This window comes from Bradyrhizobium commune (genome assembly GCF_015624505.1).
Taxonomy (GTDB): Bacteria; Pseudomonadota; Alphaproteobacteria; order Rhizobiales; family Xanthobacteraceae; genus Bradyrhizobium; species Bradyrhizobium commune.
Window position 1 is genome coordinate 684928 of the sequence record NZ_CP061379.1, and the last position, 15374, is coordinate 700301.

Genomic DNA, 15374 nt, shown 5'->3' on the forward strand with positions numbered 1-15374 from the left:
CGGCCCTATTTCACCGGCCGCTTCTCGAGCTTTCTTGCCAGCGTCCTCCGGTGCATGCCGAGCCGCCGTGCCGCCTCCGAGATGTTGAAATCGGTCTCGATCAGCGTCTGGTGGATGCGTTCCCATTCCAGCGTCTTGATCGAGGTCGGCCGCACATCCAGCGCGACCTCGGCGTTGCCTTCGGCCTTGTGGAAGGCGGCCTCGATGTCGTCGGTGTTGGAGGGCTTTGCCAGATAGTGGCAGGCGCCCAGCTTGATGGCTTCGACGGCGGTCGAGATGCTGGCGAAGCCGGTCAGCACCACGATCAGCATGTCTTCGTCGTGGGTGTGCAGCAGCTCGACACAGGCAAGGCCCGAGGCGCCGCCGAGCTTGAGATCGACCACGGCGTAGCCAAAAGAGCGCTCCTCCAGGACTTTCCGGACCTCTTCGATCGAGGCGGCAAGCACGACTTCGTAGCCGCGGCGCTCGAACGAGCGCTTCAGCGTGCGCGCGAAACCTTCGTCGTCCTCGACGACGATGAGCGAACGGTCAGGCGTCAAAGCTACCTCCGATCGCGAGCGTTGCCAGCGGCAGCGTGAGACGGACCGTGGCGCCGCGCTTCCTGTGGTTTTCGGCGGTCACGCTGCCTCCCAACTTGCGCACCACGTTCACCACCAGGAACAGGCCGAGCCCGCCGCCGGCGCGGCCCTTGCTCGACTGGTAGGGTTTTCCGAGCTGCGCCAGCATCTCCGGCGCGAAGCCCGGGCCACGGTCGCTGATCGACAGTACGAGATTGTCGCCCTCGCGCTCGGCCAGCAGCTCGACCCAGTCGCGCGAGACCTCATAGGCGTTGTCGAGGACGTTGAAGATCACCTGCTTCAGCGCGACGTCGGACACGATCGCGACGTCCTCGCCAAACGTGTTGACGAAATAGAGCGTCCGCGCCGATCGCGCGTTGCGCCATTCCTCGACCAGTGCAGTGACGAAGGCCGTGACCGTCGTCGGCGACGAGCCTTCGCCGCGCGCTTCGCCCGCCGACACCAGAATGCCGGTCACGATGGATTTGCAGCGTTGCAGCGAGGTCTCCATCTCGGTGAGATCCTCGGCGAGCTCCCGATCGCCGGCGAGATCGGGCATGCGGCGCCAATCGCTCAGAATGACCGAAAGTGAGGCCAGCGGTGTGCCGAGCTCATGCGCCGCGCCGGAGGCGAGCAGGCCCATGCGGACGATGTGATCCTGTTCGGCGGCATGCTGACGCAGCGCCGCCAGATGCGCATCGCGCTCGCGCAGGTTCCTGTTGATGCGGGTCACGAACACCACCAGCAGCACGGCGTTCAGCGCGAAGCCGAGCAGCATGCCGGTGACGGTGAGCGTATAGGTCTCGCTCAGCGGATTCGGCGGCAGGTCGAGCGGCCGATAGGCCAGGGTCAGCCAGACAAAGCACGCACAGGTCAACGCCACCAGCGACCAGGTCGAGCGGGCATCGAGCAGCACGGCGCCGAGCGTCACCTGGAGCAGGAACAGCGAGGTGAAAGGATTGGTGGCGCCGCCGCTGAGGTAGAGCTGCGCAGTCAGAGCTGCGACATCGAGCATCAGCGCGACCAGCAGCTCATTGTTGGTGATCGCAGCGCGATGGCGCACCCAGACCAGGCTCGAGACATTCAGGAACACCAGCGCGCCGATCACCGCACCCATCCGCGTGATAGGCAGCGGAATGCCGAGCCAGAAATGCACGCCGCCGATGGTGACGATCTGGCCGACCACCGCGGTCCAGCGCAGCTGGATCAGCAGCGCCATGTTCTTGCGATTGGTCTCGTCGTCGGTCGGCGCCGCGCCGATCAGCTCGCTGCGCGCGTCCGCCTGCGATTGCAGCGTGACGGCGGGCTCGCCGTAGGTGTTCCCGTCATCAGGTCGGTTCGACGATCGTTCCAGCATCTGATCCCGTCCTGCGTGCGACAGCATCAGAGCCGCCGGCCGGTTCGTGGACGAAGCGCTTGCGGCGGAACAGCCCGCCGCCGAATGTGACGAAAAGTCGACCTGCCAGCATGAAAGCCAGGGCAAACCACGTCAGCGCGTAGATCAGGTGGTTATTGGGAAAGCGGACCACGGTCAATCCGCCGATCGGACCGTTGCCGGCTTGTGATCCGGCGTCGGCATCGATGAAGAAAGGGGCGACGCCGTCGAGGTCGCGTGCTGCCGCAATCGCGGCGACATCACGCGAATACCAGCGGCCGTGGACGGGGTCGTTGTTGCGGAGAAAGCCGCCTTTTGGCTCCGTCATCCGCAACAGGCCGGTGATTTCGACCCGGCCGTCCTGATTGCCGTCCCGGCGCATCGATGCATCGCGCCGTTCGGACGGCACAAAGCCGCGGTTGATCAAGACCAGCGTGCCGTCGCTGCGCTCGAGCGGCGTCAGCACCCAATAGCCGGGGCCTTCCTCGGTGACGGCCTGAACCAGCGTCTCGCGGTCATGCAGGAAGTGGCCGGTGACCGCGACGTGCCTGTATTCGTCGTTGGCGGCGGTGACCGTCGGCCATGACGCGGGCGAGGGGATCGGCCGGGCCGCCGCATGAACCCGCTGCTCGACGCGGTCGATCAGCGCCAGCTTCCAGGTGCGGCGTTCGACCTGCCAGAGGCCGAGGCCGATCAGGGTGGCGAAGGCGATGAGCGAGAGAACCGTGAGCGACAAAGAGGGACGCGCAGCCCTTATTAGGCTGCGCGTTTCGCGTCCGTCGGATCTCACGGGATCGCTCACTTCATGCCCGTCATCTCGTGGATCGGCATCATGTTGCTGTTGAGGTGGTTCATCACCCACAGCGAACCGGACAGTGCGATCGCCACCATGACGATGGTGAAGATCAACGCCATCATGCTCCAGCCGTTCTCGGACTTGGGGCTCATGTGCAGGAAGTAGATCATGTGCACGACGATCTGCACGGCTGCGAAAGCCATGATCACCAGCGCAGTGATCTGCTTGCTCGGCAGCGTGCCGCTCATCACCAGCCAGAACGGGATCGCGGTGAGCACCACCGAGAGCACGAAGCCGAGCATATAGGTCGAGAACGTGCCGTGGGCGTGACCATCACCGTGGTGATGATCGTCCGCGTGGGCGGCGTGGGTGTCGGTGTTCATCGCAGAACTCCCAGGAGATAGACGAAGGTGAAAACGCCGATCCAGACCACGTCGAGGAAGTGCCAGAACATCGACAGGCACATCAGGCGGCGGCGGTTGGCCTCGATCAGGCCGAACTTCCAGACCTGCACCATCAGGGTCACCAGCCAGATCAGGCCGCAGCTGACATGCAGGCCGTGGGTGCCGACCAGGGTGAAGAAGGCGGACAGAAAGGCGCTGCGCTGCGGCGTCGCGCCTTCATGGATCATGTGGGCGAATTCGGTGAGCTCGATGCCGATGAAGGCGGCGCCGAACAGGCCGGTGATCGCGAGCCACATCTGGGTCTGGCCGATCTTGTTCTGCTGCATCGTCAGCATCGCAAAACCATAGGTGATCGACGACAGCAGCAGCATCGTGGTGTTCACCGCGACCAGGTCGAGATCGAACAGATCCTTCGGCGCGGGCCCGGCGGCGTAGTTGGCGCCGAGCACGCCGAAGGCGGCGAACAGCATCGCGAAGATGAGACAATCGCTCATCAGATAGATCCAGAAGCCGAGCGAGGTGCTGTAGCCTTCGGGATGCGGGTGTTCGTCGGCGAGATAGAAGACCGGCTCGCCGGTCTGGGCGGGATTGACAGAGACCGTCATTTACTTGGCTCCGGCGAGCAGTTGGGTGCGTGCTTCCTCGGTCTCCACGACCTTGTTGGCCGGAATGTCGAAGTCGCGGTGATAGTTGAAGGTGTGGCCGATGCCGACGACGAGCATCGCGGCAAAGCTGACGGCAGCAAGCCACCAGATGTACCAGATCAGGCCGAATCCCATCGCGGTGGCGAAGCCGGCGAGGATGATGCCGGTGCCGGTGTTGCTCGGCATGTGGATCGGCTTGAATCCGGCGAGCGGACGCTGGTAGCCGCGCTTCTTCATGTCCCACCACGCGTCGTTGTCGTGAACGACGGGGGTGAAGGCGAAGTTGTAGTCCGGCGGCGGCGAGGAGGTCGCCCATTCCAGTGTGCGCGCATCCCAGGGATCGCCGGTGACGTCCTTGAGCTGCTCGCGCTTGAGGAAGGAGACTGCGAACTGCATCAGCATGCTGAGGATACCGATGAAGACGAAGACGGCACCGATCGCGGCGATGACGAACCAGATCTGCAAGGACGGATCGTCAAACACGCGGAGGCGGCGGGTCACGCCCATCAGGCCGAGCACGTAGAGCGGCATGAAAGCGAGGTAGAAGCCGGTGACCCAGAACCAGAACGACATCTTGCCCCAGAACGGATCGAGCTTGAAGCCGAACGCCTTCGGAAACCAGTAGTTGATGCCGGCGAACGCACCGAACACGACGCCACCGATGATCACGTTGTGGAAGTGCGCGATCAGGAACAGGCTGTTGTGCAGCACGAAGTCGGCCGGCGGCACCGCGAGCAGCACGCCGGTCATGCCGCCGATCACGAAGGTCAGCATGAAGGCGACGGTCCACAGCATCGGCAGCTCGAAGCGGATGCGGCCGCGATACATCGTGAACAGCCAGTTGAACATCTTCGCGCCCGTCGGGATCGAGATGATCATCGTGGTGATGCCGAAGAACGAGTTGACGCTGGCGCCCGAGCCCATCGTGAAGAAGTGGTGCAGCCAGACCAGGTACGACAGGATGGTGATGACCACCGTGGCGTAGACCATCGAGGTGTAGCCGAACAGCCGCTTGCCGGAGAAGGTCGATGTCACTTCCGAGAAGACGCCGAAGGCGGGGAGAACCAGGATGTAGACCTCGGGGTGGCCCCAGATCCAGATCAGGTTCACGTACATCATCGGGCTGCCGCCGAAATCGTTCGTGAAGAAGTTGGTGCCGACGTAACGGTCGAGCGAGAGCAGCGCGAGCACGACGGTCAGGACGGGGAAGGAAGCGACGATCAGGATGTTGGTGCAGAGCGAGGTCCAGGTGAACACCGGCATCCGCATCATGGTCATGCCGGGGCAGCGCAGCTTGACGATGGTGCAGATCAGGTTGATGCCCGATAAGGTCGTTCCGACGCCCGCGACCTGGAGCGCCCAGATGTAATAATCGACGCCGACATCGGGACTGTAGCCGATGTTCGACAGCGGCGGATAGGCCAGCCAGCCGGTGCGGGCGAATTCGCCGATGAACAGCGAGGCCATCACCAGCACCGCGCCGCCGACGGTCATCCAGAAAGAGAAATTGTTCAGAAACGGGAACGACACGTCGCGCGCGCCGATCTGGAGCGGCACGACATAGTTCATAAGGCCGGTGACGAACGGCATCGCCACGAAGAAGATCATGATCACGCCGTGGGCGGTGAAGACCTGGTCATAGTGATGGGCGGGGAGGAAGCCTTCGGAGCCGCCGAACGCGAGCGCCTGTTGCGCGCGCATCATCAGCGCGTCGGCGAAGCCGCGCAGCAGCATCACGATGCCGAGGATCATGTACATGATGCCGATGCGCTTGTGGTCGACGGTGGTGAACCATTCGCGCCACAGATAGCCCCAGAGGCGGAAATAGGTGACGCCGGCGAACAGCGTGATGCCGCCGAGCGCGACCATCACGAAGGTGCCGACGAGGATCGGCTCGTGCAGCGGCAGCGAATCGATGCCGAGACGGCCGAAGATGAGCTTGAGTAGATCGGGAGACATGCGGGCTCTCTTTAGGAGTCTGACTTCAGGAGTCGGACTTGGGACGTTGTCCGAGGAAGAAGGACGAGGACTTCAGCGGCGTGAAGGTCGGCCGCTTCAGGCCTGCGCCGACGAGGGGCGTGGTGTCGACCGGCGCCTTGACCGCGGCCGTCGTCTGGCCTTGCGGCGCATCCGGCGTGCAGGTGCCGGCGACGAAGACAGGCTCGGGCCCGAGCGCGGTGCCGCGGCGGGCGTATTTGTCGTAGGCGAGCGGCAGCGTGTTGTTCAGGCCTTCGTGGCCCAGGCCGCCCTTGGCGTCGATTGCCATCATCTCGCTCTGGCACATCTTGCCGGTCTCGACGCACATGTTGAGGATCAAGCGGTAGAGATCGGCATCGACCGTGCCCCAGCGGCGCACTGGTTCGTTCTGGCTCGGCTTCTCGAGCTCAAGATATTCGGCGCGGCCGAGCGAGCCGCCCGCCGACTTGGCCTGCGCGATCCAGTCGTCAAAGCCCTTGTCGTCGAGACCGTGGAAGGCGAAGTGCATGCCGGAGAAACCGGCGCCGCTGTAGTTCGCCGAAAAGCCCTTATAGGTGCCGGCGTGGTTGATCACGGCGTGGAGCGACGTCTCCATGCCGGGCATCGCATAGATCTGTCCAGCGAGCGCGGGGATGTAGAACGAGTTCATCACCGAAGACGCGGTGATGTGGAAGTTGATCGGGCGATCGACTGGTGCGGCAAGGTCGTTGACGGTGGCAATCCCGTAGTCGGGGTAGATAAAGAGCCACTTCCAGTCGAGGGCGACGACGTCGACCTCGAGCGGCGCTCTGGCCTGATCCACTGCGCGCTGCGCATTGATCCGACCGATGTTGCGATAGGGGTCGAGCAGGTGCGTGCCCATCCAGGTCAGCGCGCCCAGGCAAACGATGATCAGCAGCGGCGCCGACCAGATCACCAGCTCGAGCTTGGTCGAGTGATCCCATTCCGGCTCGTAGCGGGCCGCGATGTTGGACTGGCGGTAGCGCCAGGCGAACAGCACCGTCAGCGCCATCACGGGGACGACGATCAGAAGCATCAGGACGGTGGAGATGATGACGAGGTCGCGCTGTTGCGCTGCGATGTCGCCGGCTGGCGCCAGCACGACGTAGTTGCAGCCGCTGAGCGCAACTGCCAGGGGTAGCAGCGCCAGGATCTTGAGACGGGACACGGGCCGAGCCTTTGAGAATGAGTTTTCTTTGCGGGGCCAAGGGGTAGCTGCGGCGCAGCAATCCGGACATTGGACAATTTGTCCAATGTTGCAGTGCGGGATGTTGGTTCAAACAGGGCCAGATTGCCTGGCGCCCCGCCGGGTGGTCGGCTTTGGTTTTCAGGACGTTAAGGGCGCACGCATGGCGACGGCACAGACCCCCGCAATGGCAGACCTCCACTCGGGCGAGCACGGCCACGACCAGGCCAGTCCCGGCGAGATCGCCATCGGCGTCATCATCGGCCGCACCTCGGAATTCTTCGACTTCTTCGTCTACGCGATCGCCTCGGTGATCGTGTTCCCGCGCCTGGTGTTTCCGTTCACGAGCGAGCTGACCGGCACCCTCTATTCCTTCATGATCTTCGCGCTGGCCTTCATCGCCCGGCCGATCGGCACCGTCATTTTCATGACGGTGGACCGGGAGTACGGCAAGACGGCCAAGCTGGTCTCGGCGCTGTTCCTGCTCGGCACCGCCACCGTGGCGCTCGCGTTCCTGCCCGGCTATCACGACATCGGCGTTGCGGCGATCTGGCTGCTGGCGCTGGCGCGCATCGCGCAGGGTCTGGCCTGGGGCGGCGCCTGGGACGGTATGGCCTCGCTCCTGGCGTTGAATGCGCCGGCCTCGCAGCGCGGCTGGTATGCGATGGTGCCGCAGCTCGGCGCTCCGCTCGGGCTGATCGTGGCGAGCGCGCTGTTTGCCTATTTCGCCGGCAACCTCTCGGCCGACGATTTCTTCGACTGGGGCTGGCGCTATCCGTTCTTCGTCGCCTTCGCCATCAACGTGGTGGCGCTGTTCGCCCGCCTCCGCATGGTGACGACGGAGGAATATGCCTCGTTGTTCGAGACCCGCGAATTGCAGCCGTCGCGCATCTCCGACACGGTCGCCCGCGAAGGCCAGAACATCATGCTCGGCGCGTTCGCGCCGCTCGCAAGCTTCGCGCTGTTCCACATGGTCACGGTGTTTCCGCTGTCCTGGGTGTTCCTGTTCACCCGCGAAAGCCCGGTGCGCTTCCTGATCATCGAGATCGTCGCCGCCGTGTTCGGCGTCGCCGCGATCGTGGCCTCCGGCATCATCGCCGACCGGGTCGGCCGCAAATCGCTCTTGATGGGATCGGCGATCGCGATCGCGATCTATAGCGGCTTCGCTCCGCAGCTGCTCGATGCCGGCGCCTTCGGCGAAACCATCTACATGGTGATCGGCTTCATCCTGCTCGGTCTCTCATTCGGCCAGTCCTCAGGCGCGATCGCCTCGAACTTCAAACAGATGTATCGCTACACGGCGTCGGCTCTGACCTCGGACATGGCTTGGCTGTTCGGCGCTGGTTTCGCGCCGCTCGTTGCGCTTCTGCTTGCGACCAATCTCGGCGTCATCGCCTCGGGTGCCTATCTGCTCTCCGGCGCGTTCTGGACCCTGCTCGCGCTCTGGCTCAGCGGCCAGCGCGAGGTGGGTGACATGGACGCGGGCGAATCGTCGAACTGACGGGAATAATATTCGATCGGGCCGATCCTGTTTGCGGGACCGCAAACAGGAGATTCCATGAGCATCTGGTCGAATTCCGTTCTCCGGCGAAGCACTGCAAGCCTGGCTCTCGCCACTGCTGCGATCGCGCTTCTGTGCGCAGCCGGCCCCGCCGGCGCGACCGGCAATGCCGCGCGCGGCCAGACGCTCTACAAGGGCTGCGCAGACTGTCACTCGATCAACGAGAACGGGGTCGGCCCGATGCACAAGGGCGTGGTCGGCCGCAAGGCGGGCAGCGTCGCCGGCTACGATTACTCGCCCGATCTGAAGAATTCAGGGATCGTCTGGACCGAGGACAATCTCGACAAATGGCTGACCGGGCCGCAGGCCATGGTGCCTGAAACCAAGATGTTCTTCGACGTGCCGGATGCACAGGATCGCGCCGATATCATCGCGTATTTGAAGGACAAGGCGCGGTAACGACCGCACCTCAATCCGTCACGATCTTCACGCGGTCGCGTACCTTCACTTGCGCGGTGCGATCGAGGCCGTTCAGCACGCGAAAGCGCTCCGCCGGGTGATCGACGCCGGCCATGCGATGCGACAGCGATTCCACGGTGTCGCCGGGCTGCACGGTGATGACCTTGATGCGCAGCGGTCGCGCGGCCTGGATCTCGTCGAGCGTCAGGCGGCGGAATGAATTGACCGTCTCGCGCGCATTGCGCTCGCTTTCGGTCGACTTCTGCCGCGTGGCGAAGATGAAGCGGTAGACGTCGCTGCCGAAGCGTAGCGCATAGACCTTGAACTGCCACTGGTCGCCCTTGGCGGTGGCGGACGCTGCCGGGAAACCGTTGATGGTGAGGTCCTCGGTGGAGGCCTTCTCGACGCCCTCCATCCAGCCCGAATTGAGGTAATCGCCGAGCGACTGCTCGGCCGGCACGCGGACCACGTCAAAGCGCATCGCCTGCGAGCCGCCTTCGCGCACGCCGATCACGGCCTGCGCGGTGTTGTCGAGCGTGAAATTGTCCGGTGCCTGGAAGGTGAAGCCGAGTTTTGGATGCAGGAAACGGCGGCCGCGGACGAAACCTTCACTGGGGTCCTCGCCATAAACGAGGTTGTCGATCGCGGCGAGATAGCTCTCGCGATCGCGCTCGGCGCCTTCCGGCGCGCCATACTGCCGTGCGATGGTCTGCGCATTCTGCACGCGCTCGGGCGTTGCCGGATGCGACGAGGTGAAGTCCTGCGCGCGCGGATCGAGCGAGCTCTTGCCGGCTTTCAGCTCGGCATTGCGCTCCATCGCCGACAGGAAGCGAGCGGCACCATACGGGTCGAAATGGGCCTTGGCGGAAATGCCGACGCCGATGCCGTCAGCCTCGAACTCTTGGTTGCGCGAGAAGCTCGCCATGGTCAGCTTGGTCTTGGCGAGCGCGAGCGCGGTGAGATCCGGATCGGTGCTCATGTCGGTGACGACGCGGGTGACGATCGCGGCCTGACGGGCCTGGTCCTCGCGCATCGCGGCGTGCTTGGACAGCACATGCGCCATCTCGTGGCTCAGCACCGAGGACAATTCCGACGTATCGCTCGCAAGCGCAAGCAGGCCGCGCGTGACATAGAGCTGGCCGTTCGGGAGCGCGAAGGCGTTGACCGCGCCGGAATTCAGGATGGTGACCTTGTAGCCCTGGTCGGGGCGATCGGAGGCGGCAACCAGCCGGTCGACGGTCTTGCTGACGAGCGATTCGAGCCTGGGGTCGTCATAGGTGCCGCCATAGCTCGCCAGGATGCGCTCATGCTCCTTCTCGGTCGCGGGCGTCTGAGCCACGGCCGGCTTCGGCTTCGGCATGGCGACCGTCGGCGAGGTCGCGGCGGTCTGGAACCGGTTCATGTCGCCGCAGCCGGCGAGGGCTGTGCCCAGAACGAGGCAAAGCACTACCGGCGCAGCCCGAAGGCGGCGTCCTTCGCCCTTTTTGTGCTGTTCTAGCACCCCATCCACGTCGCTTAACCCGTACCCGGCCCCATTTTAGGGCCTTACCCCTGTCGGCTCGTTTGCGCCCAGCAACTCGACCTGTCCCACCCGGAGCACATCGATACGCGGCCCCGTAGTCCCCTCTACCCAGCCCCGGACTCGAATACGCCGATTTTCCAAGGACTTAAGGGTAATCCCGGCGCTTTCGAACGCCGGTAACGTGCGCCTTGAAATAGTCACCGCAAAGCCGCGTGTCCAGTTCCGTCCGAAGTTGAGGTAGGTCATTGCCCCAGCTTGCCGGACCGACAGGACTTTGCCCTCGACCACCATAAAGCGCCCGATCCCCGCCAAAATATCGTCCGGACTTTCCGCGTTTTTTATGGCCGACGGGTCAGCCCAGTTGCCCTTTTTTTGGCGCCGCGCCTCGGCTTCTGACGCCATCAGGAACGCGGCGCAGTCCTTGTCGGCGATCTCGGCCGAAACGAGTGCGTCGCCCTGGGCAAGCAGCATAGCCTGCATGGAGCTGTCGCTCTCGCCGACGAAGATAAGCGCCGATTGGCGGCCGTAGCGATCGGGCGTGTCGTCTGTGCCGTGCAGGCTCACGTCGCGGCCGACGAGCTGCGATGTCAATGCCTGCTTCGTCGTTGCGGTGGGCTCGATGCCGGTGAGACGGATTTCGCGCCCGTCGTCGAGGCGCACGCTGCGCGCATCGACGATCGCCGCGACGCGACCTTCGCCCTGGGACTCGAATTGGCAGGGCGCTGCAAGCGCAGTGTGACCCGCGACGAGAAGACATGCGACGATGATGCGAGGCAGTTGCGCCACGTGACCCCGGGGAAGTTGTTGTGCGCTCCACTCTTAACTCACGCGAGGCTGGCGACGAAGGGGCGTGATGCTCCGCTTTCGTCACATACTCCGTCGTTGCGATCGCAGCGAAGCAATCCATTCCGCTTTGCGGAAAACGTGATGGCGGGACAGCGCATCTCCATGGCACCCGCGCTTGCTGCGTTCCCCTCCATGCGGCATGATTGCGGCAACAACGATTGCCAAAAGCAATAACCAAGCCGCCGTCAGAGACAGGCGATCAAGGGAGGTCATTTTCGATGAAGCATATTTTGTCGGGCATTTTTGCTGCCGCGTTTGCGCTCAGCGCGAGCGCCGCGCAGGCCCAGGACAAGCCACCCCTGAAGATCGGCGGCATCCTCGACATGTCGAGCCTTTACGCGGATATCACCGGCCCCGGCAGTGAGACCGCGGCCAAGATGGCGGTCGAGGATTTTGGCGGCGAGGTGCTGGGGCGCAAGATCCAGGTTCTCGCGGCCGACCACCTCAACAAGGCCGATCTCTCCGCCAACATCGCCCGCGACATGATCGACAACCAGGGCGTCGAGATGATCTACGACGTTGCTGCGTCGGCGACCGCGCTTGCCGCCGCCGAGATTGCCAAGGCACGCAACAAGATCATCATCTTCAACGGACCCGGTTCGATCCGCCTCACCAACGAGGCCTGCGGCCCCTATACCGTGCACTACGTGTTCGACACCTTTGCGCAGGCCAATGTGACCGGCCTTGCGGCCGTGAAGTCGGGGCTCGACACCTGGTTCTTCCTCACCGCCGACTACGCCTTCGGCCAGGATCTTGAGAAGGACACCAGCGCGGTCGTGACCAAGACCGGCGGCAAGGTGCTCGGCAGCGTGCGTCATCCGCTCAACACGTCGGATTTTTCGTCGTTCCTGCTCCAGGCGCAGGCATCCAGGGCCAAGGTGATCGGGCTCGCCAATGCCGGCGGCGACACCGTCAACGCCATCAAGCAGTCGGCCGAGTTCGGCATCATGAAGGGCGGCCAGAAGATCTCGCCGCTGCTCGCCTTCGTCACCGATATCGACTCGATCGGGCTGGAGACCGCGCAGGGCCTGCTGCTGGCGGAAGCCTTCTACTGGGACCTCAGCGACGAGACGCGCGCGTTCTCAAAACGCTTCACGGAGCGCATGAAGCGGCCGCCGACCTCGGCGCAGGCCGGCGTCTATTCCTCCGTGATGCATTACCTGAACGCCGTGAAGGCGGCCGGCACGACCGACTCGGCGGCGGTGATGAAGGTGATGAAGGAGACGCCGATCAACGACTTCTTCGCCAAGAACGGCAAGATCCGCGAGGACGGCCGCATGGTGCACGACATGTACCTGTTCGAGGTGAAGAAGCCGTCGGAGTCCAAGGGCCGCTGGGACGATTACAAGCTGCTCGCCACCGTGCCCGGCAGCGAGGCGTTCCAGTCGCTGGAGCAGTCGCGCTGTCCGCTGGTCAAAAAATGACGATGTCGCGTAGCGAGAACCCGGGATCCATCTGGCGGCGGTGACGGTTGAAGAATGGATTCCGGGCTCGCGACTTTGTCGCGTCCCGGAATGACTGCCCAAACAACAACAAGGGAGACACCCATGAGCGACGAGATGGTCCTGCAAAAGCTCGAAGGCGGACTGCTCACCATCACCATGAACCGGCCGGAGCGCAAGAACGCGCTCAATCCGGACATGGTGCGCGGGCTGGTCGAGGCGGCGCGGCGCGCGGCCGACGATCCGGAGGTGCGCGCGGTGCTGTTCAAGGGCGCCGGCGGCAGCTTCTGCGTCGGCGGCGACGTCAAGTCGATGGCGGAGGGCCGCGCGCCGCTGCCGTTCGAGCAGAAGCTTGCGAACCTGCGCCGCGGCATGGAGGTCTCGCGCATCCTGCATCAGATGCCGAAGCCCGTGGTGGCGCAGCTCGACGGGGCTGCGGCCGGTGCCGGCCTCTCGATGGCGCTGTCCTGCGACCTGCGCATCGCCTCTGAGTCCTGCAAGATCACAACCGCGTTTGCAAAAGTCGGCTTCTCCGGCGATTACGGGGGCACCTATTTCCTGACCCAGCTGCTCGGCAGCGCGCGGGCGCGCGAGCTCTATTTGATGTCGCCGGTGCTGACCGCGAAGGAAGCACATGCGATCGGCATGGTGACCAAGGTGGTGCCCGACGCAGAGATCGACGCAGCCGCGCACGAGCTCGCGCTGTCGCTGGCGCAGGGGCCGTCGATCGCGCTCGGCTTCATCAAGCGCAACATCAACAACGCCGAGCACCTCGCGCTGGAGGATTGCTTCGACGGCGAGGCGATCCATCACACCCGCTGCGGCGACACCGCCGATCACAAGGAAGCGGCGAAGGCTTTCGTCGAGAAGCGCAAGCCTGCCTTCAAGGGCGAGTGACGATGGCGCCCTATATGCGCCTCCGGCAGATCTGCCTGGTCGCACCGCAGCTTGCGCCTGTCATTTCCGACATTGCGGAGATCATGGGCCTCGCCGTCTGCTACCGCGACGGCAATGTCGCGAAATACGGCCTGGAGAACGCGCTGCTCCCGGTCGACACGATTTTGCTGGAGGTGGTGGCGCCGTTCAAGGACGGTACCACGGCCGGTCGCTTCATCGAGAAGACCGGCGGCCGCGGCGGCTATATGGCGATCTTCTGCTGCGACGATCCCGATGAGCGCGGGCGTCACGCCAATACGATCGGCGTGCGCACGGCGAACGTCATCGACCACGCGCCCTATCACGGTGTGCAGCTGCATCCTCGCGACTGCCGCGCCGCCTTCATCGAGTTCAACCACACCGCAGGCAGCGACGACATCCTGGGCGCTTATCCGCCGGCGGGGCCGGACTGGCAAAAATTCATTCGCAACGATGTGACGCAGGCGCTGACAGGTGTCGAGATGCAAAGCCCGGATCCGAAAGGGCTGGCGGAGCATTGGGGGAAGATCATTGGGGTCGAGCCGAACGGCGACGCTGAACTGAAGCTGCCCAACGCAACCTTCCGCTTCGTCAAAGGCGCGAGCGAAGTCATGAGCGCGCTGGAGTTTCGGGTGGTTGATGCCGCGAGCGTGCTGCATGCGGCGCGGGCCAAGGGGCTCGCTGTTGCGGGCAGCGAATTTCTGCTGGGGGGCGTGACGTTCCGGGTTTCCGCTTAAGCTGTTGCCGTAAATACTGCTGTCGTCCCGGACAAGCGAAGCGCAGATCCGGGACCCATAACCACAGGACATCGTTTGGCGAGGACTCGTAGTGACCAGCTGCGCGCCACAACTCCTTCCTGTGGTTATAGGTCCCGGCCTTCGCCGGGACGACAGGTGAGATTGCGGCCGCGCCCGCGTGATGCGGTGGTCACCGTCCCTTGAAATTGGCCGCGCGCCGTTCTTCCGTGGCCTTCACGCCTTCCTTGAAATCCTCCGTCGCGCGCAGACGGGTCTGCTCGGCGAGCTCGTGATTGGTCGCCGCCATCACGCGATCGGCCAACCCGGCGCGCATCGTGGCGCGGGTGGAGAGCAGGCCCAGCGGGGAGCATTCGGCGATCTCGCCGGCGAGCTTCATCGCGGCCGATTTCACCTGGTCCTGCGGCACCAGCTCGTTGGCGAGGCCCCACTTCACCGCCTCTTCACCGGTGACGCGGCGGCTGGTGTAGAACATCAGCTCGGCGTTGTTCTTGCCGATCAATTCAGGCAGCGTCGTCGTCAGGCCGAAGCCGGGGTGGAAACCGAGTTTTGTAAAATTCGCGGAGAAGCGCGCCTCGGGGCAGGTGACGCGGAAGTCGGCCGACACCGCGAGGCCGAGGCCGCCGCCGATGGCCGCGCCCTGCACGGCGGCGACGATCGGCTTCTTGGCGCGGAAGATGCGCACGGCCTGGATATAAAGATGGTTGATCGGGCCGAGGCTGTCGGCCGGATCGCCTTTTGCCTTCTGCTCGGCCTCGCGCGCTTCCTGCGCTTGCCGCGCCGGGTCACCGAAATTGGCACCCGCGCAGAACGCCTTGCCTTGCGCCGAGAGGACCGAGGCTCGGATCTCGATGTCCCGGTCGAACTCGTCGAGCGCATCGGCGATCTGGTTGATCAGCGAGATGTCGAAGAAGTTGAGGGGCGGGCGACGGATCTCGATGGTGCCGACGTGCCCGACCTTTTCGACGCCGATGTCTTTGTAGGTGCTCATGATG

At 64.2% G+C, this 15374-nt stretch carries 15 protein-coding genes; 5 read left to right on the forward strand and 10 right to left on the reverse strand.

The genetic code is table 11. The features are described 5' to 3' along the window. Positions 1-5 precede the first annotated feature (5 nt). Genes IC761_RS03215 through cyoA form a run of 7 tightly spaced genes read right to left on the reverse strand, consistent with a single transcriptional unit; the run spans position 6 to position 6921 of the window. Positions 6-539, reverse strand: coding sequence for a response regulator transcription factor (locus tag IC761_RS03215; RefSeq protein ID WP_195801861.1), 534 nt, complete (start codon positions 537-539; stop codon positions 6-8). Further along, on the reverse strand, positions 529-1914 hold the full coding sequence (locus tag IC761_RS03220; protein ID WP_195801862.1) for an ATP-binding protein: 1386 nt from the start codon (positions 1912-1914) through the stop codon (positions 529-531). The genes IC761_RS03215 and IC761_RS03220 overlap by 11 nt, the downstream gene beginning before the upstream one ends. Beyond that, positions 1886-2734, reverse strand: a complete 849-nt coding sequence (locus IC761_RS03225; RefSeq protein WP_195801863.1) for an SURF1 family protein — start codon at positions 2732-2734, stop codon at positions 1886-1888. Before IC761_RS03225 ends, IC761_RS03220 begins: the two co-directional genes overlap by 29 nt. Next, positions 2731-3111: a cytochrome o ubiquinol oxidase subunit IV gene (cyoD, locus tag IC761_RS03230; protein ID WP_195801864.1), complete on the reverse strand. Its 381-nt coding sequence runs from the start codon at positions 3109-3111 to the stop codon at positions 2731-2733. Before cyoD ends, IC761_RS03225 begins: the two co-directional genes overlap by 4 nt. Next, complete coding sequence (cyoC, locus tag IC761_RS03235; protein ID WP_195801865.1) at positions 3108-3737, reverse strand: cytochrome o ubiquinol oxidase subunit III; 630 nt, start codon at positions 3735-3737, stop codon at positions 3108-3110. Before cyoC ends, cyoD begins: the two co-directional genes overlap by 4 nt. After that, entirely contained in the window at positions 3738-5735 is a 1998-nt protein-coding gene (gene cyoB, locus IC761_RS03240; RefSeq protein ID WP_195801866.1) for a cytochrome o ubiquinol oxidase subunit I, read from the reverse strand. A gap of 25 nt (positions 5736-5760) precedes the next feature. Beyond that, the gene (gene cyoA / locus IC761_RS03245; RefSeq protein ID WP_195801867.1) at positions 5761-6921 is read right to left on the reverse strand and encodes a ubiquinol oxidase subunit II; all 1161 of its coding nucleotides are present in this window, start codon (positions 6919-6921) and stop codon (positions 5761-5763) included. Between the two features lie 181 nt (positions 6922-7102). Between cyoA and IC761_RS03250 the strand changes: the two genes are divergently transcribed. Beyond that, the gene (locus tag IC761_RS03250) at positions 7103-8440 is read left to right on the forward strand and encodes an MFS transporter (RefSeq protein WP_195801868.1); all 1338 of its coding nucleotides are present in this window, start codon (positions 7103-7105) and stop codon (positions 8438-8440) included. A gap of 57 nt (positions 8441-8497) precedes the next feature. After that, entirely contained in the window at positions 8498-8899 is a 402-nt protein-coding gene (locus tag IC761_RS03255) for a c-type cytochrome (RefSeq protein ID WP_195801869.1), read from the forward strand. Between the two features lie 10 nt (positions 8900-8909). Here the strand turns inward: IC761_RS03255 and IC761_RS03260 are convergent, their stop codons facing one another. Further along, positions 8910-10301, reverse strand: a complete 1392-nt coding sequence (locus IC761_RS03260) for a M48 family metalloprotease (protein WP_246791429.1) — start codon at positions 10299-10301, stop codon at positions 8910-8912. A gap of 135 nt (positions 10302-10436) precedes the next feature. After that, the gene (locus tag IC761_RS03265; RefSeq protein ID WP_438265079.1) at positions 10437-11207 is read right to left on the reverse strand and encodes a thermonuclease family protein; all 771 of its coding nucleotides are present in this window, start codon (positions 11205-11207) and stop codon (positions 10437-10439) included. A gap of 278 nt (positions 11208-11485) precedes the next feature. Here IC761_RS03265 and IC761_RS03270 point away from each other — a divergent pair, with 278 nt between their 5' ends. The 3 genes from IC761_RS03270 (at position 11486) to IC761_RS03280 (ending at position 14361) form a co-directional block, all read left to right on the forward strand. Next, positions 11486-12691: an ABC transporter substrate-binding protein gene (locus IC761_RS03270; protein ID WP_195801871.1), complete on the forward strand. Its 1206-nt coding sequence runs from the start codon at positions 11486-11488 to the stop codon at positions 12689-12691. 123 nt (positions 12692-12814) lie between these two features. Further along, positions 12815-13606 (forward strand): enoyl-CoA hydratase, encoded by a 792-nt coding sequence (locus tag IC761_RS03275; RefSeq protein WP_195801872.1) that lies wholly within the window; start codon positions 12815-12817, stop codon positions 13604-13606. 2 nt (positions 13607-13608) lie between these two features. Next, positions 13609-14361 (forward strand): VOC family protein, encoded by a 753-nt coding sequence (locus IC761_RS03280; RefSeq protein ID WP_195801873.1) that lies wholly within the window; start codon positions 13609-13611, stop codon positions 14359-14361. A gap of 190 nt (positions 14362-14551) precedes the next feature. Here IC761_RS03280 and IC761_RS03285 read toward each other — a convergent pair whose 3' ends face one another. Further along, positions 14552-15370 carry an enoyl-CoA hydratase/isomerase family protein gene (locus IC761_RS03285; protein WP_195801874.1) on the reverse strand — a complete coding sequence of 273 codons (819 nt, stop codon included), beginning with the start codon at positions 15368-15370 and terminating at the stop codon, positions 14552-14554. Positions 15371-15374: the final 4 nt, after the last annotated feature.